The 22171-nt window shown below is 53.2% G+C and carries 20 protein-coding genes and 1 other RNA gene; 14 read left to right on the forward strand and 7 right to left on the reverse strand.

Features of this window, described 5'->3' with window-relative positions; genetic code table 11:
- Positions 1-5: 5 nt before the first annotated feature.
- On the reverse strand, positions 6-443 hold the full coding sequence (locus FIV00_RS10725) for a BA14K family protein (RefSeq protein ID WP_152500738.1): 438 nt from the start codon (positions 441-443) through the stop codon (positions 6-8).
- Between the two features lie 181 nt (positions 444-624).
- Here FIV00_RS10725 and FIV00_RS10730 point away from each other — a divergent pair, with 181 nt between their 5' ends.
- Both FIV00_RS10730 and FIV00_RS30545 read left to right on the forward strand, forming a co-directional pair.
- The gene (locus FIV00_RS10730; protein ID WP_152500739.1) at positions 625-1401 is read left to right on the forward strand and encodes a HugZ family protein; all 777 of its coding nucleotides are present in this window, start codon (positions 625-627) and stop codon (positions 1399-1401) included.
- A 334-nt stretch (positions 1402-1735) separates the two neighbouring features.
- A complete protein-coding gene (locus FIV00_RS30545) occupies positions 1736-2359 on the forward strand; it encodes a DUF1062 domain-containing protein (protein WP_152500740.1) in 624 nt (207 codons plus the stop codon).
- Positions 2360-2524: 165 nt separating this feature from the next.
- Here the strand turns inward: FIV00_RS30545 and FIV00_RS10740 are convergent, their stop codons facing one another.
- Both FIV00_RS10740 and FIV00_RS10745 read right to left on the reverse strand, forming a co-directional pair.
- On the reverse strand, positions 2525-6109 hold the full coding sequence (locus tag FIV00_RS10740) for a hydantoinase B/oxoprolinase family protein (protein ID WP_152500741.1): 3585 nt from the start codon (positions 6107-6109) through the stop codon (positions 2525-2527).
- A 141-nt stretch (positions 6110-6250) separates the two neighbouring features.
- Complete coding sequence (locus tag FIV00_RS10745) at positions 6251-7717, reverse strand: glycosyltransferase family 39 protein (RefSeq protein WP_152500742.1); 1467 nt, start codon at positions 7715-7717, stop codon at positions 6251-6253.
- 230 nt (positions 7718-7947) lie between these two features.
- On the opposite strand from FIV00_RS10745, the gene FIV00_RS10750 reads away from it, so the two are divergent.
- The 7 genes from FIV00_RS10750 to arsH all read left to right on the forward strand — a co-directional run bounded on the left by FIV00_RS10750 (position 7948) and on the right by arsH (position 13016).
- Positions 7948-8940 carry a TRAP transporter substrate-binding protein gene (locus tag FIV00_RS10750; protein ID WP_247649374.1) on the forward strand — a complete coding sequence of 331 codons (993 nt, stop codon included), beginning with the start codon at positions 7948-7950 and terminating at the stop codon, positions 8938-8940.
- A gap of 71 nt (positions 8941-9011) precedes the next feature.
- Complete coding sequence (locus FIV00_RS10755) at positions 9012-9569, forward strand: TRAP transporter small permease (protein WP_152500744.1); 558 nt, start codon at positions 9012-9014, stop codon at positions 9567-9569.
- Positions 9569-10873: a TRAP transporter large permease gene (locus FIV00_RS10760; protein ID WP_152500745.1), complete on the forward strand. Its 1305-nt coding sequence runs from the start codon at positions 9569-9571 to the stop codon at positions 10871-10873. Before FIV00_RS10755 ends, FIV00_RS10760 begins: the two co-directional genes overlap by 1 nt.
- A 117-nt stretch (positions 10874-10990) precedes the next feature.
- Positions 10991-11449, forward strand: a complete 459-nt coding sequence (locus FIV00_RS10765; protein ID WP_209006997.1) for a winged helix DNA-binding protein — start codon at positions 10991-10993, stop codon at positions 11447-11449.
- A 66-nt stretch (positions 11450-11515) separates the two neighbouring features.
- Positions 11516-11857: a helix-turn-helix transcriptional regulator gene (locus tag FIV00_RS10770; protein ID WP_152500747.1), complete on the forward strand. Its 342-nt coding sequence runs from the start codon at positions 11516-11518 to the stop codon at positions 11855-11857.
- Positions 11858-11869: 12 nt separating this feature from the next.
- A complete protein-coding gene (gene arsC, locus FIV00_RS10775) occupies positions 11870-12283 on the forward strand; it encodes an arsenate reductase (glutaredoxin) (protein WP_152500748.1) in 414 nt (137 codons plus the stop codon).
- 73 nt (positions 12284-12356) lie between these two features.
- The gene (gene arsH / locus FIV00_RS10780) at positions 12357-13016 is read left to right on the forward strand and encodes an arsenical resistance protein ArsH (RefSeq protein WP_247649412.1); all 660 of its coding nucleotides are present in this window, start codon (positions 12357-12359) and stop codon (positions 13014-13016) included.
- Between the two features lie 14 nt (positions 13017-13030).
- Here the strand turns inward: arsH and FIV00_RS10785 are convergent, their stop codons facing one another.
- A complete protein-coding gene (locus FIV00_RS10785; RefSeq protein ID WP_209006886.1) occupies positions 13031-15193 on the reverse strand; it encodes a bifunctional diguanylate cyclase/phosphodiesterase in 2163 nt (720 codons plus the stop codon).
- Between the two features lie 263 nt (positions 15194-15456).
- Between FIV00_RS10785 and FIV00_RS10790 the strand changes: the two genes are divergently transcribed.
- The 3 genes from FIV00_RS10790 (at position 15457) to FIV00_RS10800 (ending at position 17936) form a co-directional block, all read left to right on the forward strand.
- Positions 15457-16149 carry a molecular chaperone DjiA gene (locus FIV00_RS10790; RefSeq protein ID WP_152500750.1) on the forward strand — a complete coding sequence of 231 codons (693 nt, stop codon included), beginning with the start codon at positions 15457-15459 and terminating at the stop codon, positions 16147-16149.
- Positions 16146-16910 carry an N-acetylmuramoyl-L-alanine amidase gene (locus FIV00_RS10795; RefSeq protein WP_152500751.1) on the forward strand — a complete coding sequence of 255 codons (765 nt, stop codon included), beginning with the start codon at positions 16146-16148 and terminating at the stop codon, positions 16908-16910. Before FIV00_RS10790 ends, FIV00_RS10795 begins: the two co-directional genes overlap by 4 nt.
- Positions 16911-17309: 399 nt before the next feature.
- Positions 17310-17936 (forward strand): lytic transglycosylase domain-containing protein, encoded by a 627-nt coding sequence (locus FIV00_RS10800; RefSeq protein ID WP_247649413.1) that lies wholly within the window; start codon positions 17310-17312, stop codon positions 17934-17936.
- Between the two features lie 96 nt (positions 17937-18032).
- Here FIV00_RS10800 and FIV00_RS10805 read toward each other — a convergent pair whose 3' ends face one another.
- Entirely contained in the window at positions 18033-18707 is a 675-nt protein-coding gene (locus FIV00_RS10805) for a pyridoxamine 5'-phosphate oxidase family protein (protein ID WP_152500752.1), read from the reverse strand.
- Positions 18708-18787: 80 nt separating this feature from the next.
- Here FIV00_RS10805 and FIV00_RS10810 point away from each other — a divergent pair, with 80 nt between their 5' ends.
- On the forward strand, positions 18788-20263 hold the full coding sequence (locus FIV00_RS10810) for a PLP-dependent aminotransferase family protein (protein ID WP_152500753.1): 1476 nt from the start codon (positions 18788-18790) through the stop codon (positions 20261-20263).
- Positions 20264-20281: 18 nt separating this feature from the next.
- Here the strand turns inward: FIV00_RS10810 and FIV00_RS10815 are convergent, their stop codons facing one another.
- Together FIV00_RS10815 and FIV00_RS10820 are read right to left on the reverse strand one after the other, a co-directional pair.
- Entirely contained in the window at positions 20282-20860 is a 579-nt protein-coding gene (locus tag FIV00_RS10815; protein WP_152500754.1) for a TetR/AcrR family transcriptional regulator, read from the reverse strand.
- Between the two features lie 55 nt (positions 20861-20915).
- A complete protein-coding gene (locus FIV00_RS10820) occupies positions 20916-21482 on the reverse strand; it encodes a carboxymuconolactone decarboxylase family protein (protein ID WP_152500755.1) in 567 nt (188 codons plus the stop codon).
- Between the two features lie 276 nt (positions 21483-21758).
- Between FIV00_RS10820 and rnpB the strand changes: the two genes are divergently transcribed.
- Positions 21759-22171, forward strand: an RNA gene (rnpB, locus tag FIV00_RS10825) — RNase P RNA component class A.

A 22171-nucleotide genomic window follows, 5' to 3' on the forward strand; every position in this document is an offset into this window, starting at 1 on the left:
GACTGCTATTGGCAGAAGCGCTGGACACCGCGATATGTCATGTAAGTGCCGGTCGATGGGTTGAATGACCGATATTTAGATGAACAGTACTGGTACCAGGCTGGGCTCCAAGGTTGATAGCCCACATTGCCGTGAACATGTCCCGGGTATGGTGCCGGTGGATAGTAGTTCCTCTGAGGAGGAGCCGCGTAACTTGGCTGACTTGTTGCTCCGAGGAGAATAGCGCCCGCAGCAAGACCGATTACGCCAGCCGCAACTGCAGCTCCGAGATTGTCATTGTGCTTGTGACGTTTGTGTTTGCGGTGCTTTCTGTGGTGGTGATGGTGGCCGCCACCATGGTCTCGCCAGCCATGCCGAGATCCTGCTTCGGCAGTCACGACAGTTGGAACGAGGAGGGCCCCGGTCAGCGCTGTTGCAATAAGGCGTTTGCTCATCTTGTTCATCGGTTCTTTCTCCAATGGCCTGCGCCTTTTCAATTGGCGCCGTAGCTGATGTTCGCAAAATCACACAAGTGCTCTGAACCACTTCTGAGAAGTCCGTTCATCTGAGGTTCAGGTTTCTGCTATGGAGTGGCATTGTGAGCGGCACATGCCTAATGGGTTTTGATGAAACTGGATAGCAATCGTGACGAATTCAGAAAGTTCAGGCCAAATCCAGAAATCTGTTATTCGAGAGACAACAAATGAGGCTCTCAGACAGGCAAAGACTTTAATTCGAACCGCGCGCTTTGGAGCATTGGCGGCGAATGAAGCTGATACGGGGCATCCACTTGCGAGCCGAGTCGCAGTCGCGACTGACCTTGATGGTACACCAGTGATCTTGACCAGCGCATTGTCGGGACACAGCGCTGCTATATTACAAAATCCATCATGTTCTTTGCTGCTCGGTGAGCCTGGCAAGGGCGATCCGCTGGCCCACCCCAGAATTTCACTGTTCTGCAAAGCTGTCCGTATTGAGCGCACATCAGACATTCATGAACGTTTGCGTAGCCGCTATCTCGCTCGTCATCCAAAGGCAGAGCTTTACATTGACTTTGGCGACTTCTGTTTTTTTCGATTGGAGATGCTGCGTGCCAGTCTCAACGGCGGCTTCGGAAAGGCCTACGAGTTGGGTTCTAAAGATCTTTTGACAGAAGTGGTGGACTTGGAGGCTTGGGCCGCAATGGAAAGCAGAGCGGTCGAGCATATGAATTCCGACCACGGAGACGCTATCAAGCTTTACGCAGAAGTTCTATGCAAGGCGCAATCTGCGAGTTGGAAACTTGCTTGTCTTGATCCTGAAGGCCTGGATCTGGTCGCAGGCGACAAAGTTGAAAGGCTTTTCTTTCTCAGCCGCTTAGAGCGTTCTGAAGAACTGCGGCCAACGTTAGTGGATTTAGCGAAGCAGGCGCGAAGTGCCTAACAAATTGATCCTAAGTGTTGTTTCTGCGCCTGATTGCACTTGAATCTATCACTCAGGATGGATATCGAATTGATGGCTTTCAATCAGGACGTCTAAATTGCCTACGATTTAACCGGTCTTCGATCCCGCACCTGCGCTTCTAGCGCGAGCTACGACTTGTTCGTCAATGTGGCGGATCGGGACCGGTATGGCTTGTCCAGACCGTATCTGAGCCTTTTGATACGCCACCGATATCTCCAAATAGCCAGACCGTGGGTCTGCAAAATCGGGTGAACCCGTTTGCACGACCGTCCCGTACGTCTGTTGGCGGACTTCCTTCAGGAAGACCAACGGAATGTCATCGGATACAGAAATCGAATGGACCATTCGAGGTTCGCAAACACTTGAAATCAACCGTCACTGCAGTCGCTGCACCACAGAAAGATCTTTTACCTCAGCACAAAAATTCCGTCTGAATGCAAACGGAAGTCGATTGGATGCGTGGCTCATCTATAGATGCCAAATTTGCGGCAAGAGATGGAACTGCAGCGTCTTTGAAAGAAGGCCTGTTTCAAGTGTGGGACAGCGCGACTTACACGCGCTCCAAAGCAATGATCCTGCATATGCTGAGCAACAAGCCAAGGTCATTGCTTCAGTATCAAAATCGAAGCTCGGGAAGGCGACCTGCTGCTTTCAACTTGAGAGAAGGCTCGTTCTCATCTCAGACACTACGCGCTCCAAGGTACGGCTTGTCATTTTCAACCCCGAAATGCTTCGGGTCAGACTGGACACCGTTCTGGCAAGAGGGCTTTGCCTGTCACGCAAACAGATAGTCAAACACGCGGCCGCGGGTCTTTTTCGCATTCGAGGCTACGAGGTGAACACAGCGAAATGCCTTAAGAAACCAGTCGCCCGCGAAGTCTGGGTTGAGTTTGAAAGCGCAGCAAAATTGCAACTCTTCAGATTGTCTGATCCGTAAGGGACGTTTTTGCGTGCGTTGGCAAAAAGGCGCTGGATCTTGCAATGCAATCAAATGCAACAGTCATGTTGTTTTTCCAAACGCCCTAAAGCTGATGTTCCCTTTCGAAGCATTTCATGAACAAAGCCACCAAGCGGCGGCTTTGTTCATTGAGAATAGACTGGGTCAGTCTGTACCCCAACCTCCCGCTGTAGGGGTAATGACCGTGACAGCTTCACCGGCGTCCAGTTCAGTCTGGTCACAACCTTCCAGTATCTCGATACTTCCGTCCTTTCGGCGAACTTCGGTTCTACCAACTTCGCCATCGCTGCCACCGTCGAGCCCTTTCGGGGTGATAGTCCGGTGAGACGCCAGAATTGAACAGTCCATTTTCTCAAGGAAACGAAGCGTACGGCGCGTGCCGTCACCTGCATTCCATTTTCCCCTCCCTCCCGAGGCTTTGCGAATGTGAAAGTCTTCAAGCAAGACCGGGAAGCGAAATTCGAGAACTTCAGGATCGGTGAGACGAGAATTTGTCATGTGGGTATGAACACCATCGGTGCCTTTGAAACCCGGACCAGCCGGTGAACCGGAGCAGATGGTTTCATAGTACTGGTAAGTGTCATTGCCGAAAGTCAGATTGTTCATGGTCCCCTGGGCATTGGCCATTGCCCCAAGTGCCGCAAATACAGCGTTGGTGACATGCTGGGATGTTTCAACATTTCCCGCTACGACCGCGGCTGGATAGGAAGGTCTCAACATGCACCCGTCAGGAATGACGATGTTGATCGGCTTCAGACAACCGGCATTCATCGGAATGTCACCCTCAACCATCACTCGGAAGCAATAGAGGATTGCCGCGCGTGTGACTGGTTCCGGTGCATTGAAGTTGTTTGGTTTCACCGCTGAGGTGCCTGTGAAATCCACCGTCGCTTCGCGCTTATTCTTGTCGACCGAGATTTTGACCTTGATCACCGCACCCTGGTCTGTCGGGTACTCATATTCGGAGTTCTTGAGCGCTTCGATCACGCGCCGGACGCTTTCTTCGGCATTGTCCTGAACATGTCCCATATAGGCCTGAACCACATCCAGGCCAAAGTGGTTGACCATCTTGTTCAGTTCCTGAATGCCTTTTTCGTTGGCGGCGATTTGTGCCGACAAGTCTGCGACGTTCTGGTGCGGGTTTCTTGCCGGATAGGTGTGATCGGTCAAAAGGTCAATGAGTTCCGCCTCGCAAAAACGCCCCTCATCGACAATCTTGAAGTTGTCAAACAGGACGCCTTCCTCGTCGACACTTGTCGCGCGCGGTGTCATTGAACCAGGGGCAGAGCCGCCAACATCGGCATGATGGCCTCTCGACGCAGACCAAAACAGAATCTCCTTTCCTTCATCGTCGAACACCGGGGACACGACGGTTATATCAGGCAAATGAGTGCCACCGTTGTAAGGTGCGTTTAGAGCGAAGACATCACCCGGCTTGATCTTACCTTTGTTCAATTTGATGACCGTTTCGACAGAACGGTCCATGGAACCCAAGTGCACAGGCATATGCGGTGCATTGGCAACAAGCGCCCCGTCGGCATCAAAGACTGCGCAGGAAAAGTCGAGGCGTTCCTTGATGTTGACCGAATAGGCCGTGTTCTGGAGCGTCACGCCCATCTGTTCGGCAATTGACATGAAGAGATTGTTGAAGACTTCCAGCATCACCGGGTCTGCATGGGTGCCAATTGCATCGGCCCTGACCAGAGGGACAACCCGCCGTAATATGACATGATCCTTGGTGTTGATTTCAGCCTGCCAGCCGTCTTCAACGGCGATCGTTGCATGCGCTTCAATAATCATGGCCGGCCCGGAAACACTCATGCCGGGTTTCAGCTCTTCACGTTTGAAAATGCCTGCCTTGTGCCAGCCGCTTTCTGAATAAATGTAAGTTGATGTCGCTGGTTTCGGCGTATCTGTTGAGAGATGAATGTCGGGTTCGACCAACCCTGCGCCGCCGCCTGCTGTTTCAACCTCCAACGCTTCGACCACAATCGGCTTGTTTTCGTAAGCAAAACCGAATTGCTTCTTGTGAGCGTCTTCAAACGCTGCACGCATTTCATCCACGCCGCCAAGTGGTACGGGCAAAGGTGTATCAGTACCGTCATATCGCAAGTGTGCCGTTGCGACCGTGCGCCGGGTGTCGGCAGGAATGGCCTGTTTATCTAGTTCTGCTTCGGTCTGGCTAGCCAATAGGTTTCGCAAACCAGCCAACTCGTGCAGGAGATCCTCGTTGAGCGTTTTCACGACAGCTTGCTGGCGATCTGCTCTGATATCCGCAAGGCCCATACCATAAGCCGATAGGATGCCGGAAAACGGGTGCAGTATCACCGTCTTCATGCCGAGGCTATCGGCCACTTTACAACCTGTCTGGCCACCGGCGCCGCCAAAGCAGGTCAGTGCATATTCGGTTACATCGTAACCTCTTTGAACCGAGATTTTCTTGATTGCATTGGCCATATTTTCGACGGCGATCTTCAGAAAGCCATCGGCAACTTCCTCGGGCGTACGGCCATCGCCGATACGCATCGCCAAGTCCGTGAACCTCTTTCTAACGATGTCGGCATCCAGCGCTTCGTCCTGGTTGGGGCCAAAGATCTTAGGGAAGAAATCTGGAGCCAGTTTGCCGGTCATGAGGTTGGCATCGGTCACCGTGAGAGGTCCTCCACGGCGGTAACAGGCAGGGCCTGGATTGGCTCCGGCAGAATCCGGGCCAACCTGAAAACGGCCATCGGTATAGTGAAGGATGGACCCGCCACCAGCAGCAACCGTGTGGATCATCATCATGGGTGCGCGCATCCGCACCCCAGCGACTTCGGTTTCAAATGCCCGTTCGTAGTCGCCCTCAAAGTGGCAGACGTCGGTGGATGTGCCTCCCATGTCGAAGCCAATAATTTTCTCAAATCCTGCCATTCGAGAGGTTTCCACGGCGCCGACAACTCCACCGGCCGGGCCAGACAAGATGGCATCTTTGCCTTGGAAAAGGTCAGCTGCTGTCAATCCACCTGACGATTGCATAAACATCAGGCGAGGGCCGGTCCCTAGCTCTTCCTGGACCTGGTTCACGTAGCGGCGCAAAATCGGTGACAAGTACGCATCTACTACTGTGGTGTCCCCGCGCCCGACGAGTTTCATCAGTGGTGAAACTTCGTGCGAAATCGAAATCTGAGGAAAGCCGATGTCCTCAGCAATTTTTTTCAAAGACTTTTCGTGCGCTGGAAACGCGTAAGCGTGCATCAATACAATTGCGACAGAACGAATTCCTGCGTCCCAGGCCGATTGCATCTCGCGCCTTGCCTGGTTTTCATCCAGTGCGATTTCAACGACGCCATCAGCTTGAACACGTTCAGAAATTTCATGAACCAGCTCATAGAGCAATTCGGGTTTGATGATTTCTTTCGCAAAGATCTGGGGCCGGGCTTGATAACCAATTTCCAAGGCATCTCGGAAACCCTTGGTAATAAAGAGAGCGGTCCGTTCGCCTTTGCGCTCCAGGAGCGCATTTGTGGCAACAGTTGTGCCCATCTTCACCGTTGCGACTTTATCTGAAGGAATCGGTTGCCCCTGTTCGACGCCGAGCAGATCGCGAATGCCCTGAATCGCGGCGTCACGGTAGGCTTCCGGGTTTTCGGACAGGACCTTGTGAGGGTGAAGAGTTCCGTCCGGAGCCCGACCAACAATGTCAGTAAACGTGCCACCCCGGTCGATCCAAAAATCCCACTTACCTGTCATTTTCTTCCCTCTAATTCTGCCGCTTTTATGCATCTGCGAGGCCTACTGTCAGAGCTCGCACCTTTCTAGAATGAGTTTATGTAGACATTTTATCGATAAAATGTCGATAAAAAAATCTCAATGACATCCCATTGATTGTTTTTATGGGTCTGTTGGCACCTTGAGCAATCTTAATCCGCTGGCGCCCCAGCCAAAGCGCTGGGCCGCGGGAGGCTGCGTATCGTTGGTGACTGCCTGGGTTGCTGCCTCGGTTTCTTCAGCATTGCTGTGAACGATAAGCAGCCAGCGTTCTCCACCTTTCTTGTCCAGTGACAATGCCGCAGGTTGCAAAGACTTGTCTTCTGCTCTGAAAGCATTCGGTTCTCGCAAGTAGTACTCAAGTGCAGGGGCTGCAAAGCCTTTGTATAGTGTCAGCTTGTCGTTCGGCATTCGCAGCTCTCGATAGTCCTGAACGATCTCCCGCCATTCAGGTCGGATTTTTTCCGTCAAAGTGAATCTCAGTTCAGAATAGGACAGCATCAAAGACGCAGTGATTAGCGCTGGCGGCAACAAACGGGGTTGAAGCGAACAAGCGCCAGCTGACGCGAGTAAAAGTAATCCGGGCCAGGCTGCTATCAGGTAGCGATCAAAGAGAATGGGCTGGACCAGCACGGAATACAGGTAAGCGAGGACAAGCGGCCCAAAGGTGTAAGCCAGCAACACAATCAGGTTCTGATTTGAGCGGGCAGTTTTCCCAGAACGCGTGGCCATTTCATAGATCGGCTTGACTGCGAAAACTCCTGCGAAGCCCAATAGTAGTGTGATAAGCCCGAGTGATCCGGAGATCGCAAATGCTGTGTTCTTCAGGAATGTCAGGTCCGGGAATGCGATCCAGAAGCCGTCTGCCGCAACCGATTTCGCACGGCCTGCCAGGATCAGCAGCCACGGAAAAAAGGCAATTGTGCTTGCACCCATCGCAATACAGGCCGCAACGGCAGGAGATCCAGTCAGGGACCGGTTCCTGACGACATCGCGTAACGCATAAGCTGCACAGATCAAACCAACCGGTGCGAACGCCAAGAGCGCATAGATATGGCTGTAGAGAAAAAGAACACCAAAAACGGTGAGCAATGCGAGCCATTTGCGAGAAGGTTGCTTCAGCACGTTCAGCACCGAAAGCAAAAAGCCCAGTCCGCAGGTGGCCAACAGGGCATACATCCTGGCTTCCGTCGAATACCAGATGTGGAACGGCGAGAAACACAGCAAGGCAGCAGCCAAGAGGCCTAGCCGCTGGCTGCCAATGGACTTGCCAACCAGATAAGTGAGCCAGACAGCAATTGTTCCGAGGATTGCCGACGGAAGGCGCAAGGCGATTTCACTGTCTCCCAAAATCGGCATGGTCAGCCAAAGAATGATGTTGTGCAATGGGGGGTAGTTGTCGGCGGAAACGGCTGTGAGAAGCTCGGAGAAGCTCCCGTTGGATTGGCTCCAACTGACAGCTTCATCATACCAGAGACTGGTCCTGTCGAGATTAACAAAACGCAATGCCGCTGAAATCAGCAGCAATGCGGCCAGGGAGAGTGAATTGAAAACATTGCCTGTTTCCCCCCGCTTGTCTTTCTGCAGCACTTACACCTTCCTCGCCATCCAATTGCACGCGCGAACGCTAGCCAATCCTTTGGAGTTAGCAAAGCCAGAACACCCAAAAAGAGATACAATAATAATTTATCGATAAAATGTTGATGTTTTGTATTTTTGAGTCTAGCCTCAAAGAAGATGCGCTTTTGAAGGTGTTCAAAGAATGCACCTGAGCGTCATCCCGTCAGGGTGAGCCCTGCTTCCAAGAGGAGACTGTTTTGTTGAATTCACGTTTTTTACCCAAGGCCGGGCTTTGTCTGGCTGCCGCTACCGCCTTCGGTCTCGCAGGTATCTCTGTAGCCACCGCCGAAACCGAATGGAACATGCCTACTCCCTATGGAGACGGAAACTTTCACACTCAAAACATCACCGCATTCGCTGAGGATGTGAAAGAAAAGACCGGAGGTTCGTTGAACATCCAGGTGCATTCCTCGGGTTCATTGTTCAAACATCCAGAAATCAAAAATGCTGTTCGCAAAGGCATTGCACCTATTGGCGAAGTTCTGGTGTCGCGTCTTTCCAATGAAGATGCGGTCTTTGGGGTTGATTCGGTGCCGTTTCTTGCGCCTTCCTATGACGATGCATGGAAGCTTTATCAGGCCTCCAAGTCTGCGCTTGAAGAAAAGCTCGGTGAACAGGGGCTACAGTTGCTTTACGCTGTGCCATGGCCGCCCCAGGGCATCTACGCCAAAAAAGAAGTTGCCAAGCTTGACGACATGAAGGGGCTCAAAATACGAGCCTACAATGCTGCAACTGAGCGATTTGCCATTCTGGCAGGGGGCATTACGGCGCAGATCGAAGTTCCGGATATTCCCACGGCGTTTTCAACTGGCCGGGTGGATGCAATGATCACATCCCCGTCGACCGGTGCCAATTCAAAAGCCTGGGATTTCCTGACGCACTATCATGATACACAGGCCTGGCTGCCGAAAAACATGGTCATCGTCAACAAGCGTGCCTTCGATGGATTGAGCGACGCAGAGAAGACTGCGGTTCTTGAGGCTGCAGAAGTCGCAGAAACACGCGGATGGGAAGCTTCAAAAACTGAGACCAAAAGCAAGACTAACGTCCTGGCTGAGAACGGCATTACGGTGGTGCAGCCGAGCACGCAGTTGATTGAAGAGCTCGCGGCAATCGGAGAAACCATGGCCAGCGAGTGGCAGGAACAAGCCGGTGAGACCGGTGCAGCTGTACTTGAAGCTTATAAAAAATAGACAAGCTTCTAGCGCCGGGCCCACAGGCCCGGCGTTTTTCATTTTAGCGTCTTATCCGACGGGGGAAGCGGATGCGAAATGCATTGAACGCGCTTTATCAAGCGTCAACGGTTCTGGCTGCCAGCTGCCTTGTGGCCATTTCATCACTCGTAGTCCTTCAGGTGATTGGACGAATGTTCGATTGGGCCAGGACCGTACTCGGTCTGGAACCATTGGGGTTGCAAATCCCTTCTCTTGCAGAATTTGCAGGTTTCCTGCTTGTGGGTGCTTCCTTCTTGGCCTTGGCCGGAACGTTGCGCAATGGTGACCATATTCGCGTTTCGATCCTATTGCAGGCGGTGAAGCCTCCTGCGGCGCGTCTGCTGAATATCTGGGTGCTCATGCTTGCTCTTGCACTGGCCTCATTCTTCACATGGCACGCAGGCATGCTGGCCTATGACAGTTTTCAGTTCGATGAGACGTCGGTGGGCATCATCCCAGTGCCGCTGATCTACCCACAGCTTGTTATGACATTTGGTTTGCTTGTCTATTCGATATCGCTTGTCGACGATTTGATTGTTGCCGTTACCGGTGGTGCTCCGAGCTTTGAAACAGCTGTGAGATCCGACCCAATCGAGGGGAGCGAATAATGGACCTTTCCTGGATAGCTGCGTTTTTGGGCTTGGGAATGCTGGCTGCGCTTGCAACCGGTATTTGGGTCGCGGTCGCTCTTTTTGCTGTTGCTCTGGCAGCGATGATGGCGCTGGTACCAGTTCCTGCCGGCCCGGTCATGTCGACGACTGTTTGGGGTGCGGCAAACTCTTGGGACCTGACCGCATTGCCTATGTTCGTTTGGATGGGCGAAATTCTGTTTCGTTCCAGGTTGTCGGAGGACATGTTTGCCGGGTTGTCGCCCTGGATGCGAAGCTTGCCCGGTCGCTTGCTGCATGTGAACATTCTCGGATGCGGGATTTTCGCGGCGGTCTCTGGGTCTTCGGCTGCTACGACTGCCACCGTGGGCCGCATGTCATTGCCGGAGCTGAAACAGAGGGGATATGACGAACGGATGGCCATTGGTACGCTGGCTGGATCCGGCACGCTCGGCCTCTTGATCCCGCCGTCGATCATATTGATTGTTTACGGTGCTGCCACTGAGCAGTCTATTGCGCGTCTATTCATGGCAGGAGTTCTCCCGGGCGCGATGCTTTGCCTGCTTTTCATGGGCTATGTCGCTATCTGGGCGATGATGAACAAGAGCAAGATGCCGCCGCAAGAGATGGCTGTTCCTTTTCTTCAGCGTCTTTATGCGACCAGGCGCCTCTTTCCGGTGATCGCATTGATTGTCGGTGTGATCGGCTCGATTTACGCAGGCCTGGCGTCTCCTACTGAGGCGGCTGCAATTGGCGTCATGCTGTCACTTTTGCTGTCCTGGATTTCCGGAACCTTGTCGCGTGAGAGCTTTGCAAAGGCTTTGATGGGAGCGACGCGAACCTCTTGCATGATTGCCTTTATTCTGGCTGGGGCCGCGTTTTTGACGGTTGCTATGGCCTTCACTGGCATCCCCCGTGAGCTCGCTACGTGGATCGGTGCCATGGAATTGTCGCCTTATGCGCTCTTGATTGCTCTCACGTTGTTTTTTGTCGTGCTGGGGTGCTTTCTGGACGGAATTTCCGTTGTTGTCCTGACCACATCCGTGATCCTTCCAATGGTCGAGCAGGCGGGATTGGACCTCATCTGGTTCGGCATCTATCTGGTTTTGGTCGTTGAAATGAGCCAGATTACGCCACCGGTCGGTTTCAATCTCTTTGTGCTTCAAGGCATGACAGGACGCAACATTTTTACAGTGGCACGCATGGCGCTGCCATTCTTCTTGTTGATGATCGTGGCCGTTGCCCTGATTGTTGCATTTCCGGGCTTGGCTCTTTGGTTGCCGCAGACAATGCTAAGCAACTGACGAAATCCTGCCCGGAGGTCCCTGAAATTGACGGATAAACCCGACGCTAAACCAGTTCAGAAAAAAGATGCCAATATCGGGCCTGTTGTGTCGGCCGCCCATCTGGCTTCCGGGGCAATGCCTGCGCTCTCCGAAATCGAGTTTGCAGTGACGATGATGGTGAACGCCTACCACCGCTGGATGGTGCGTTGCATGTCCGCGAGTGGATCTGAGGGCCTAGGTCCTCTCGATGTTCTGGTGCTGCATTCCGTCAATCACAGGGGGAGGGCGAAAACACTCTCGGATATCTGTCTTGTTCTCAATATCGAGGACACGCACACGGTGACATATGCTCTCAAGAAGCTGGAAAAAGCGAAGCTGATAGCGTCGGGTAGACGAGGCAAGGAAAAAACAGCCGAGATTACTGCGGCAGGCGAAACGGCCTGCTTGGAATACAGGCGTTTGCGTGAGGCTTTGCTGGTAGAGCCCATGAAGTCACTTGGGCTTGATGAAACCGAACTGTCTCGCCTGGCTGCGACGCTGCGGCTTGTATCTGGCAACTATGATCAGGCAGCCCGCGCTGCAGCGGCAATGTAGATCTTCGCTCGAAACTTTTAAGAAAATTTTTGTTGTATATTCCAAAATTTCTTGTAGTACCGAATTATGAATGATCAAGACGCTGTATCGGCGCTGGGCGCACTTGCTCAAGACAACAGACTGGCTGCCTTTCGATTGTTGATGCAGCAAGGTCCGAACGGCTTGCCGTCCGGAGACGTCGCCATGCAACTGAACATACCTCCGACCCGTATGTCGTTTCACCTGACGACGCTTGAGAGGGCGGGACTGCTTATTGCACGCCGAGATGGCAGGCATATCCACTACTCGGTAGACATAGAAGCCATGAGGGCCTTGCTGGCTTTTCTCGTAGAGGATTGCTGTGGCAACGATCCGAGCGTTTGCGGTTTTTCATCCAGCATTGTCTCCAAGCCTGAAAACGCTGTCTAGGACAGGGAAAACATGACAATCACCATCTATCACAACCCCAAATGCGGGACGTCGCGTAACACGCTTGAAATGATCCGAAAGTCAGGCATCGAGCCACAGATCATCGAATATCTGAAAACGCCGCCAAGCAGAGAAGAGCTTCTCGAACTGATTGCCCAGATGGGCATTCCTGTGCGGGACCTCATTCGTCAGAAGGGAACTCCCTATGACGAACTCGGGCTTTCCAATGACAAATGGACTGATGATCAACTGGTCGATTTTATGATGGAACATCCAATACTGATCAATCGGCCGATTGTCGTCTCCGACAAAGGGGCTCTTCTGTGTCGCCCCTCGGAAAAGGTGATGGACCTGCTTCCAACTGAAATCGGATCTTTTACCAAGGAAGACGGTGAGATTGTGAACTCTGGAACAACGGATGCCTGATCTCGACCTGGCTGGAAGCGGCCTGCGTAATGTCACTGAAGCCGATGTTGCGCCGATTGAGGGCGATCGGCTCATGTCGTTGAATGAAGAGATGCATGCACCGCGTGTTCTGTTGCTTTACGGATCTTTGAGAGAACGGTCCTACAGCCGGTTTCTGGTTCAAGAGGCTGAAAGAATTTTGAACGCTTTCGGAGCAGAAACCCGGATCTTTGACCCTGCCGGCCTGCCATTGCCGGATGATGCTGAAAGTAACCATCCAAAAGTGGATGAGCTCAGGGACATGTGCAACTGGTCGGAAGCTCAGGTCTGGTGCTCTCCAGAGCGACATGGCGCAATGACTGGAGTATTGAAATCCCAGATTGACTGGATCCCACTCAGTACCGGCGCTATTAGACCTACACAGGGCAAGACCCTTGCGCTCATGCAGGTGTCGGGTGGATCTCAGTCCTTCAACGCGCTCAATCAAATGCGCATTCTCGGACGTTGGATGCGCATGGTTACAATTCCCAACCAGTCGTCGGTGCCGAAGGCTTATCAGGAATTTGACGAAGACGGGCGCATGAAGCCGTCACCTCTTTACGATCGAGTTGTTGACGTGATGGAAGAGTTGATGAAATTCACGCTGCTGGTTCGAGGCAGATCCGCTTATCTCGTGGACAGGTACTCAGAACGCAAGGCAGATCGAGTAAAACGCTCTGCATCATCTGAAGCCGCAGTAGGTGTTGTTCTTTAGGCGAAACCTTGTGTTTATCCAGCCGATTTCAATTCCGAGTTTGCGTCTGTCTCTGCGTCTTCCATAGGTTTTGAACTTTGAGCGAGTTTCGGAGCAAGACGGATTTTCGGTGAATTCGTACGCCGAGCCATATTTTGCGGGAACCACAAACCGCCTTCTTCGTTTAGAGGAAAGATGGGGTATTCGGCTTCATGCCGGGTTACTTCGTCGGGCTTGCCGAACATGTATCCCTGCACCAAATCACACCCGGCAGCGCTCAGCAGCACCGCCTGTTCTTCTGTTTCAACACCTTCTGCGGTGATGATAACATCGAGTGAACGGCCAAGACCCACGATGGATGTGACAATGGCATCCGTGCTGGCATCTTTTCCGAGGTTTTGAACAAAGGCCTTGTCGATCTTGATTTTATCGAACGGAAACAGGCTGAGATAGCTAAGCGATGAGTAGCCTGTACCGAAATCATCCATCGCAATCGACACGCCCATGTCGCGGATCTGTCGCAGTGTTTCAATAACGGCATCTGTGTTTGAAATCAGGAGACTTTCTGTAACCTCGATCTCAAGTCGATGCGGATCGAGTCCAGAATTCCGAAGTGCAGTTGCAACGCGGTGTTGCGTTTCACCCGCGATGAACTGTGCAGCTGAGACGTTGACAGCAATACGACGGCTCTTGTCTTCCCAGAGCGCTGCTTCCAGGCAGGCATGGTTCAAAACCCAAGTGCCAATCTCTTCGATAAGCCCCGTATCTTCAGCGATAGGGATGAATATGTCAGGACGAATGGTTCCTTTGGCCGGATGGTCCCAGCGGATCAGCGCCTCATAACCCTTCAACTCTCCGTCGCGCAAAGAGTATTGTGGTTGGTAAAGCAGTTTGAACTGATCGAACTTGAGGGCCTTGGTCAGGCCTTCCTCGACTTCCTTCCGTTTTTGAGCTTCGGCGTCGAGTTCAGCCGTGTACCAGGCAAATGTCGAGCGCCCGCTGTGTTTTGCCCGGTATAGAGCAAGGTCGGCGCAATGAAGCAAACGCGAAGCCCGCCAGGATCCGTCTGTCGCACGTGCAATCCCGATTGAGAGTGAGATCTTGATGTCCTTGCCATCGATTGTGCAAGGAGCCTCGGTGGCCGCGTTCATATCCGCTGCAAGGCGGGTCATGCGAGCCGGATCTGAAATCGAGGTCAACATGACTGCGAATTCGTCGCCAGATAGACGGGCAACAAGATGGTTGTTGAAGACGGACTTTAAGCGTTCGCCAACAATCTGCAAAAACACGTCACCGGTGCCATGGCCGTATGTGTCGTTGATTTCCTTGAATTTGTCGACGTCGATCAACATGACGCCAATGTTTGAGGCTTTGGCCTGTGACAGACGCAGGGCCTCCGTCAAACGCGCATTGAACACGGCGCGGTTCGGCAACCCGGTTAGCGTGTCATGGTGCGCCAGGTACTGGATATCGCGGTTTGTGCGTACCTGATCATAGAACCGCATCCACAAGAGAAAGCCTGCAAACACGATGGACGCAAGGCAGAGGCCGCCGATCGCTGCGCTGATCGACCAAACCAGAGGCGTCAAGCTTGCGAGCAGTTCCGACTGGGTCACTAATATGAGCAAGCCAGGCACATCTGGACCGATATTTTCCGGTCTGTATGCAAGCACTGCATTTGGCCCGAATTTTCCGAACAGTGTCATATCCGGAACGGCCGTCAAAAGCTTTGACGAATTCAGTGCGGTGCGTGCGCTGGCCAGCGTGTCAGCAGAAATCAGCGTGTTGGCCTTGTACCATTCAATCTTGCTGAAGTCGGTGTCGAGATGTTTTGTGCCCGGTGCCGAGTTCGGAAGGACCACAGCTGCGTCCAGAACTTCCGACCTTCCCATTTTGAGCTGCAACATATCTCCGACGGTGTTCAAAGTGCTTGTCGGAAGCAGGGATGTCGGCTCCTGTGCCTTGGACAATCGCAGTTGGCTGACTTTCGGCAATTCAGGCTGGCGACCTTGCTGCAAGGAGACAAGCATATCCTGTATGGACTTCTCATAGGGAATGAAGGCTTGCTCCAAACCGCGCACAACCAGCCAATGAGTCAGAAGTCTATTGCTCGCATAAACCCCCAGCGCCAATGTCAGAACCAATGACATCGATATGAAAAATATAACAATGTTTCTTCTGACCAGGGGGGCAGCCATTCGGCGTATTACCAATATCTCAACACAAGTGCGAAAATTTTAGGCGCAATTCCTTTCACCAACATGAATCTTCGCGAGGAATCAGGACCATATTTGCAGGTCCTAGTTGTTTTCGATCCTGGTGGAGCCGCTGCTCATGTCCGGTTGAAGCCATGATCGCTGGTCAAACATCCCTCTGGTCGATATGAGTGTGGAAAGCAAATGATTCAGATGGATTGGGCTGGCCAGAACATTCTGGCGCAATTCCGAATAGGAGCGCATGGGTGAGCGTCTGGAGCAGCCTGGGCAGTATTGTAAGTTCTATTGGTACTGGTGGAGCCCAGTTCGTTGACCGGCTCGTGCAGCTTGTTCTGGCGCGCCCGGAAGGCACCAGCAGTGTTGGTTTTACCGTTGCAATGATCGCCTTGTCGGCCAAGATGGCAAAGGCAGATGGGGTTGTAACCACCGACGAGATCATTGCGTTTCGCGAACTTTTCGAAGTTCCCCCCAAAGAAGAGCGCAACGTTGCCCGTCTTTTCAACCTGGCGCAGGAGGACGTTGCCGGGTTTGAAGTCTATGCCAAGAAGCTGGCCGATCTGTTCCCCTACGATCACAAGACTTTGCTCGACATCCTTGACGGTTTGTTTCATATCGCCAAGGCCGACGGTGTCGTACACGAAAGCGAAGTCGGCTACCTTTCGAAAGTGGCCGAAGTCTTTGGACTGGACGAACGAGAGTTCTCAAAAGTCCTTGCCCGCCATGTGCGCAAGGACGGAAATCCCTATGATGTCCTGGGGCTTGGTCCCGACGCCAGCAACGCCGACCTCAAGGCTCACTACCGCCGCGAAGTTCAGGAAACCCATCCGGACCGTTTGATTGCCAGGGGTGTCCCGGAAGAATTCGTCCGTATAGCGAATGACCGGCTTGCCGCGTTGAACAACGCCTGGGCACAGATAAGTGCGGAACGGGGTATATGAGCGTCGCAACAGATACCGGAGTTCCGGCAAGGGTTCATCCGTCTCCCAATCACGGCCCAAGGGCCAATGGTGCCAAAATCGATATGGTCGTTTTGCACTATACCGGCATGCAATCCGCGGAAATTGCCCTTCAAAGGCTTTGCGACCCTCGAGCAGAAGTCTCTGCTCACTACTTTGTCGATGAAGATGGATCGATCCTACAGTGCGTTCCAGAGGCGCGGCGAGCATGGCATGCAGGGCAAGGCTTTTGGAAAGGTGAAGCGGACACGAACTCCCGCTCGATCGGTGTTGAAATCGTCAATCCGGGACATGAATTCGGGTACCGCTCTTTCCCTCCGGCACAGGTCGACGCCGTCATCGAGCTTGTCAGCGACATCTGCAAAAGGCATGGAATTCAGCCCTGGATGGTTTTGGGACATTCCGATATCGCTCCGGAACGAAAAGTCGACCCTGGCGAGCTGTTCCCGTGGGGCCGCCTGGCAGAGTGTGGGGTTGGCCACTTCGTCGATCCGAGCCCTATTGGTAGCGGCTTGCTGATGCAGGAGGGCGATAGCGGCCAGCCTGTGGAAGCTCTTCAGTCCATGCTTGCGCTTTATGGCTACGAGGTCGCAGTGAGTGGTGATTTCAGCTCCCAGACAAAGCATGCTGTTTCCGCGTTCCAACGGCATTTCCGACCTGAAAGGGTTGATGGCGTGGTTGACAGATCAACGATCGAAACGCTGCACAGCCTTCTGAAGAAATTGCCGTCACTTGCGGACTGAACCGGACCGGCTTCGGACAAAGACTTTTCTCCGGCAGGTCGTTCCTGGAACTGCTGAGTTTATGTTGCGCTGCGGTAGAAAAAAGTTTTGAGTCGCAAGATGGCGTCACAGTCTTTCTCCAGATCGCCAACCAAACGCCCTCTTGCTTGCCCAATTTCGTCAAAATTTGCAGTTTCTGACGAATTTTTGCACTGAATCTCCGAGAGAATTCGAAATAAATTGAAATAATTCGTGATTGGGAAGCGCCCAATTTTGTCCCATAGCTCCGTCATTTCTCCGCCTCGAAATCAACAACACCAAAAACCAAAAGGGCTGGACTGAATGTTACGGTCATTAACGAAAGTTACTGGGGCGCTTTGCCTTTTCGCCTATGCTACTTCCTCTTTCTCACCTGCTGCCATGGCGGTCGGATCAGGATCGGACCCGATCCTGCATGTGATTGACACGAAGAAGAAGGATAAGGATGACAAATCCAAAGATGTGAAGCAGGCCATGAATGTCGGCTCAGGATCAAAGCCGATCCTTCACATCATCGAAACGGACAAGTCGGAGAAGACGACGAAGAAATCCAAGGCGTCGACCGCGAAAGCAAAATCGACCGCAAAAAGCACAAAAAACGCCAAGGCGAAGACATCCAAGAAATCAGCCAGTCGCAGCAGCTACACGTCGCTGATACGCAAGGCTGCCGCCAAACACGGTGTTCCGGTCAAAATAGCCAAGGCTGTTGTCGAAGTTGAAAGCAATTTCAATCCGCGCGCCCGGGGCAGGGCCGGTGAGGTGGGTCTGATGCAGATCAAGCCGGCAACGGCCCGTGGCATCGGATATCGTGGTTCGACCAAAGCGCTCTATGATCCGGCGACCAATCTCGAATGGGGCATGAAGTATCTTGCCGGTGCGCACCAGAAAGCGGGCGGCGATTTGTGTGGCACGATCCTGCGCTACAACGCTGGTCATTACGCAAAGCGCATGAACCCGGTGAGCCGTCGCTACTGCTCCAAGGTCAAACGCCTTATTGGTTCCATCTGATTTGGTTGGGGAAACAGCACACTAGACTGCAGGGCGGTCAGTCGTGGACAAGAACCCGTCGGGAAATCCCGGCGGGTTTTTTTGCGCTCGCCAAACCTACGCAAACTTCCGTTGTGCAGCCGGTACCGAAGCGGGAATTGGCGTCTCGTCCGGAACATCTGCGGCGGCAAAGGGCGGACCAAGGGAGGTGACGACAGGGATGACGCCTGCCCACAGGTCTGTTCCGAGGTCCTCTTCATCATCGACCGGACCCCCGGTTCTGACTTTTGAACTTGCATGCTCGATCTCAAGTGCGAGTACGCCCGTCGCTTTGTGCTCGATTGCTGTCATATCGCGGCATTCATCCCAACGACCGGGCATCAGATGATCGGTGATCGCTTTCAAGGCCTCGATTTGCTCGGCATGATCTTCGACAAGTCGCGCGGTCCCATGAACGATCGCACAGCGATAGTTCATTGAATGATGAAAGGCGGAACGGGCGGCTACGATACCGTCGACCAGAGTTACGGTCAGACTAGCGGGGACACCGTCTGCATTCTCCTTGATGATGCGGGTTTTGCTCGCACCGTGAATGTAGATTTTGTTGCCTGAGCGCGCGTAGGCCATCGGGATGACCATGGGTCTTCGTTCATGGATGAAGGCGCAATGCGCCAAAAGACCGGCATCCAATATCTCGTTGACGAGATCCCGATCGTAGCTGCCTCTGTTCATCTGCCGGATTTTCGCGTAGCGCGGCAAATCAGTTGCCTGTCGCTTTTCCAAGGAGGACATCAAACTCTCCACTTGACTGTCAGTTGTGTGATGTTCTTTGCTCAAGAAATTGGCTCCAAAAAAGATCCGGTTTCTTAAAAATGACAGAACCAGTTTTACCCGAAGGCATTTTGACGCTTAAAAGACGGTCTGATGTTCCACTTGCTGAGCAGATTTATCGATCAATCAGGAAAGCGGTTCAGTCTGGTCTGTTGCACTCGGGAAGTGCCTTGCCGTCAACTCGTCGTCTTGCCGCCTCCTTGCAGGTTGGCCGAAATACGGTGAACACGGCATACGAACTGCTTCGGGCTGAAGGGATTACCAGGGTCAAGTCAGGAGCTGCGCCGCGCATTGCAAATGGCATGCGTCTGGAAGGTAGCTCTTCATCCTCCGAACTTGGTGCAACGTCGCCGCGCCTTTCCAGACGTGGAGAGCTCATGGCTGCAAACATTCGTGGAAACGGGTGGGCCTTCAGGCATGGAGCTCTGCAGCCTGGAACACCCGCGTTAGACTGTTTCCCTTACGAAGAGTGGGCAAGATCGCTTCGCCGTGCGGCCAGACTGGAGCGTAGTCCGGATCTCCAATACCGCAATTTTTCCGGCCTGCCGGCATTGAAGAAACGTCTGGCGCGCTACTTGGCCACTGAACGTGGGGTACGAGCAGAACCGGAGCAGATCCTGATCACCAGTTCCATGCAAGCTTGTCTGTCCCTGCTGTCTCTTGCATTGGCTGATCCCGGAGATGAAGCCTGGCTCGAAGAGCCGGGTTATCTCGGTGCTCGTACCGCGTTTCATGTGGCAGGGCTTAAGGTACGTCCGCTGCCGGTGGATGAAGAAGGGGCGGATCCCGGCAAACTCGCTCAGTTGGAGAAACCTCCAAGGCTGATCTACGTCACGCCCTCGCATCAATATCCGCTTGGCACACGCATGCCGCTCGCGCGTCGACTTGCACTATTGGACGCTGCCCGGGAGGCCGGAGCGGCAATCCTTGAGGATGACTACGACAGCGAGTTCCTGTTTTCAGGCCGCCCGGTTGCAGCTTTGCAGGGGTTGGCGAGTGAAGGTCAGGTGGTTTATCTCGGGACCTTCTCAAAAAGTCTGATGCCGGGTTTGCGCATTGCCTATTGCGTGGTTCCACAGGGTCTGGTGGCATCATTGGAGCAGTTCATGCGCAACATGGGATGTGCGACCAACGTTCAGGCACAGGCCGCGCTTGAGCATTTCATGGACTGCGGTGCATATCAAAAACATCTGAAGCAGATCCGACGGATCTACGAAGCGCGTGGAATTGCGTTGGTTGAAACCTTGCAGGCCCGTTTGGGCAATCGTGTCGATGTCAAGCTGCCAACGGGCAATGTGCAAGTTGCGCTCCTCTTTCGGGAGCCGATTGACGACGTCTCTCTTGCTGTTGCCATGCAATCCAAAGGTTTTGCGGTTTCGCCAATGAGCAACTGCTATCTCGGTAGAGATGCAAAAGCGGGACTCATCATCGGTTTCGCCGGTGCTCAGGAAAAGGAGATGGTAGCCGGTATCGATACACTTAGCAGCTTACTGGAGAATGGAGATTTCAGCACGTGAATATCAGCGACTGTTTCTCTATTTGGACGCGATGCTTGTTGCAGCATAATCCGCCGCCGCCATAATCCTTGAGGAACCACAGTCAGCCTTTGCCATTGCGTTGAGTCCAAGGATAACGGCGAGAACGAAATTGGCCTGGTCGCGAGCGCAGATCGCAGACGTTTCGTCATCGTCTTTTTTCAGCGTCCGCAACAGGCGGTTTTCCAGCTCGGTCATCTTTGCGCATACAAGTGGCTTCTCGCCGTTATTTGCGCCTGTTGTTTCGCTCGATGACGACAGAAGTAGGCAGCCACGCGGCGTATTGAGGGACATGAACGACCCGATGTGCCTGATGAATTCCGCCGCCGCCTGCTTTGGCGGCTTGTCTTCGTCGAGGATCTTGAGGCCGGCCTCGGTTGCTTCACTCCAGTATTTTTCGAGAACTATCTCAAACACGTCGTCCTTGCAGCCGAAGGCGGCATAGAAACTGCCGCGCTTGATGCCTGCAGCGTCTTGAAGATCGTCAACAGAAGTGCCTCTGTAGCCCTTGGTCCAGAATACATCGACAAAGGCATCAATCGCCTCATCGACATCAAAGGATTTTGGTCTTCCGGCCATGAAACTTCATTGCATTTCAGTCTCCGGCAGTTGGTTCGCCGGAGACTGAAAGTCGTTATTCAGCTGCGATCGCCGCCGGGGTCCAAGCGAATTTTTGAAACGGTGGATCAACAGGCGTGTCAGCCAGGTGGTTGACGTAATTAGACATTACTTTCTGTGCGACGCCAAGAATGACGTCAAGAACATGTTGTTTGCTGTAGCCCGCGGCCAGAAAGCTCTCCACATCTTGGGTTGAGATATTGCCGCGTTGACGCACGACCTGAAGCGTGAACCGACGAAGGGCTTCGAGTTTCGCGTCTTCAAGCGGTGTCGCGTTTCGAAGGGCTTCGATGAGGCCGCTGTTGATTTTCTGCATATGTGCGATGGCGGTATGGGCAGGTACGCAATAGTGACAGGCGTGCTCCACATTGATTGTCATCCACACGACAGTTTGCTGAGCTGCCGTCAGGCTGGTCTGCTGAAAGAGTTCATGAAGCTTCTGGTAGGCCTCTAGGTGCTGAGGAGATTCTGCCATGACGGCATGCAGGTTCGGTATCATCCCAAACGCTTGAAGTGAGTTGTTGAGAAGCGGCTTGCTTTGCTCGGGCGCAGTCTCAAGTGTGTGGCGTGAAAATTCAGTCATCTGGCTGTCTCTCTTTCATTTCAGAGCGCGACTTGCACTCATGGTAGCGGGAGACATATGGGAATTCTGTACTACATAGTCAAAAATAAACTAGCTCGGATTTTTGGCAGAAAATATAGGTTTTTCAACTGGCTCAAGGAAACGTGAAACCGGTGTTTTCAGTTGCTCTCCCGAAGCGTCAAACAAATACGGTGACCTGCAATGATTGACAGGATACTGGACGCGGTTTGCGCAGTTGCTTGACCTTGTCGGCAAAGCCACTTAAGTCCGCAAGCGCCAGTCGGCCGGACAGCCGCTGCCGCAAACGCCGAAAGGTTGCGGGGGAGGAAAGTCCGGGCTCCAAGGAAACACGGTGCCGGGTAACGCCCGGCGAGGGCGACCTTAGGGAAAGTGCCACAGAAAGCAAACCGCTCCGGTCCGATCGCAAGATTGTATCGGAGTAAGGGTGAAAGGGTGGAGTAAGAGCCCACCGCGCTGCTGGCAACAGCAGCGGCATGGTAAACCCCACCGGGAGCAAGACCGAATAGGGACAGTATTGGGCCATGGAGCGATCCTGGCCCGGGTCGGTTTCCAGACCAACTGTCCGGGTTGGTTGCGTGAGGTGCCTGGCAACAGGTGCCCCAGACGAATGGCTGTCACGTCCGCGGATGCGGGCCATACAGAACCCGGCTTACAGGCCGGCTGGCACT

The organism is Labrenzia sp. THAF82 (assembly GCF_009363435.1).
GTDB lineage: Bacteria > Pseudomonadota > Alphaproteobacteria > Rhizobiales > Stappiaceae > Roseibium > Roseibium porphyridii.

Coding starts and splice junctions, on each gene's coding strand:
- FIV00_RS10725 (WP_152500738.1), bottom strand. CDS start 443: ATGAACAAGATGAGCAAACGCCTTATTGCAACAGCGCTGACCGGGGCC.
- FIV00_RS30545 (WP_152500740.1), top strand. CDS start 1,736: ATGTCATCGGATACAGAAATCGAATGGACCATTCGAGGTTCGCAAACA.
- FIV00_RS10740 (WP_152500741.1), bottom strand. CDS start 6,109: ATGACAGGTAAGTGGGATTTTTGGATCGACCGGGGTGGCACGTTTACT.
- FIV00_RS10755 (WP_152500744.1), top strand. CDS start 9,012: ATGCGAAATGCATTGAACGCGCTTTATCAAGCGTCAACGGTTCTGGCT.
- FIV00_RS10760 (WP_152500745.1), top strand. CDS start 9,569: ATGGACCTTTCCTGGATAGCTGCGTTTTTGGGCTTGGGAATGCTGGCT.
- FIV00_RS10765 (WP_209006997.1), top strand. CDS start 10,991: ATGCCTGCGCTCTCCGAAATCGAGTTTGCAGTGACGATGATGGTGAAC.
- FIV00_RS10770 (WP_152500747.1), top strand. CDS start 11,516: ATGAATGATCAAGACGCTGTATCGGCGCTGGGCGCACTTGCTCAAGAC.
- arsC (WP_152500748.1), top strand. CDS start 11,870: ATGACAATCACCATCTATCACAACCCCAAATGCGGGACGTCGCGTAAC.
- arsH (WP_247649412.1), top strand. CDS start 12,357: ATGTCGTTGAATGAAGAGATGCATGCACCGCGTGTTCTGTTGCTTTAC.
- FIV00_RS10785 (WP_209006886.1), bottom strand. CDS start 15,193: ATGGCTGCCCCCCTGGTCAGAAGAAACATTGTTATATTTTTCATATCG.
- FIV00_RS10795 (WP_152500751.1), top strand. CDS start 16,146: ATGAGCGTCGCAACAGATACCGGAGTTCCGGCAAGGGTTCATCCGTCT.
- FIV00_RS10800 (WP_247649413.1), top strand. CDS start 17,310: ATGGCGGTCGGATCAGGATCGGACCCGATCCTGCATGTGATTGACACG.
- FIV00_RS10805 (WP_152500752.1), bottom strand. CDS start 18,707: ATGTCCTCCTTGGAAAAGCGACAGGCAACTGATTTGCCGCGCTACGCG.
- FIV00_RS10810 (WP_152500753.1), top strand. CDS start 18,788: ATGACAGAACCAGTTTTACCCGAAGGCATTTTGACGCTTAAAAGACGG.
- FIV00_RS10815 (WP_152500754.1), bottom strand. CDS start 20,860: ATGGCCGGAAGACCAAAATCCTTTGATGTCGATGAGGCGATTGATGCC.
- FIV00_RS10820 (WP_152500755.1), bottom strand. CDS start 21,482: ATGACTGAATTTTCACGCCACACACTTGAGACTGCGCCCGAGCAAAGC.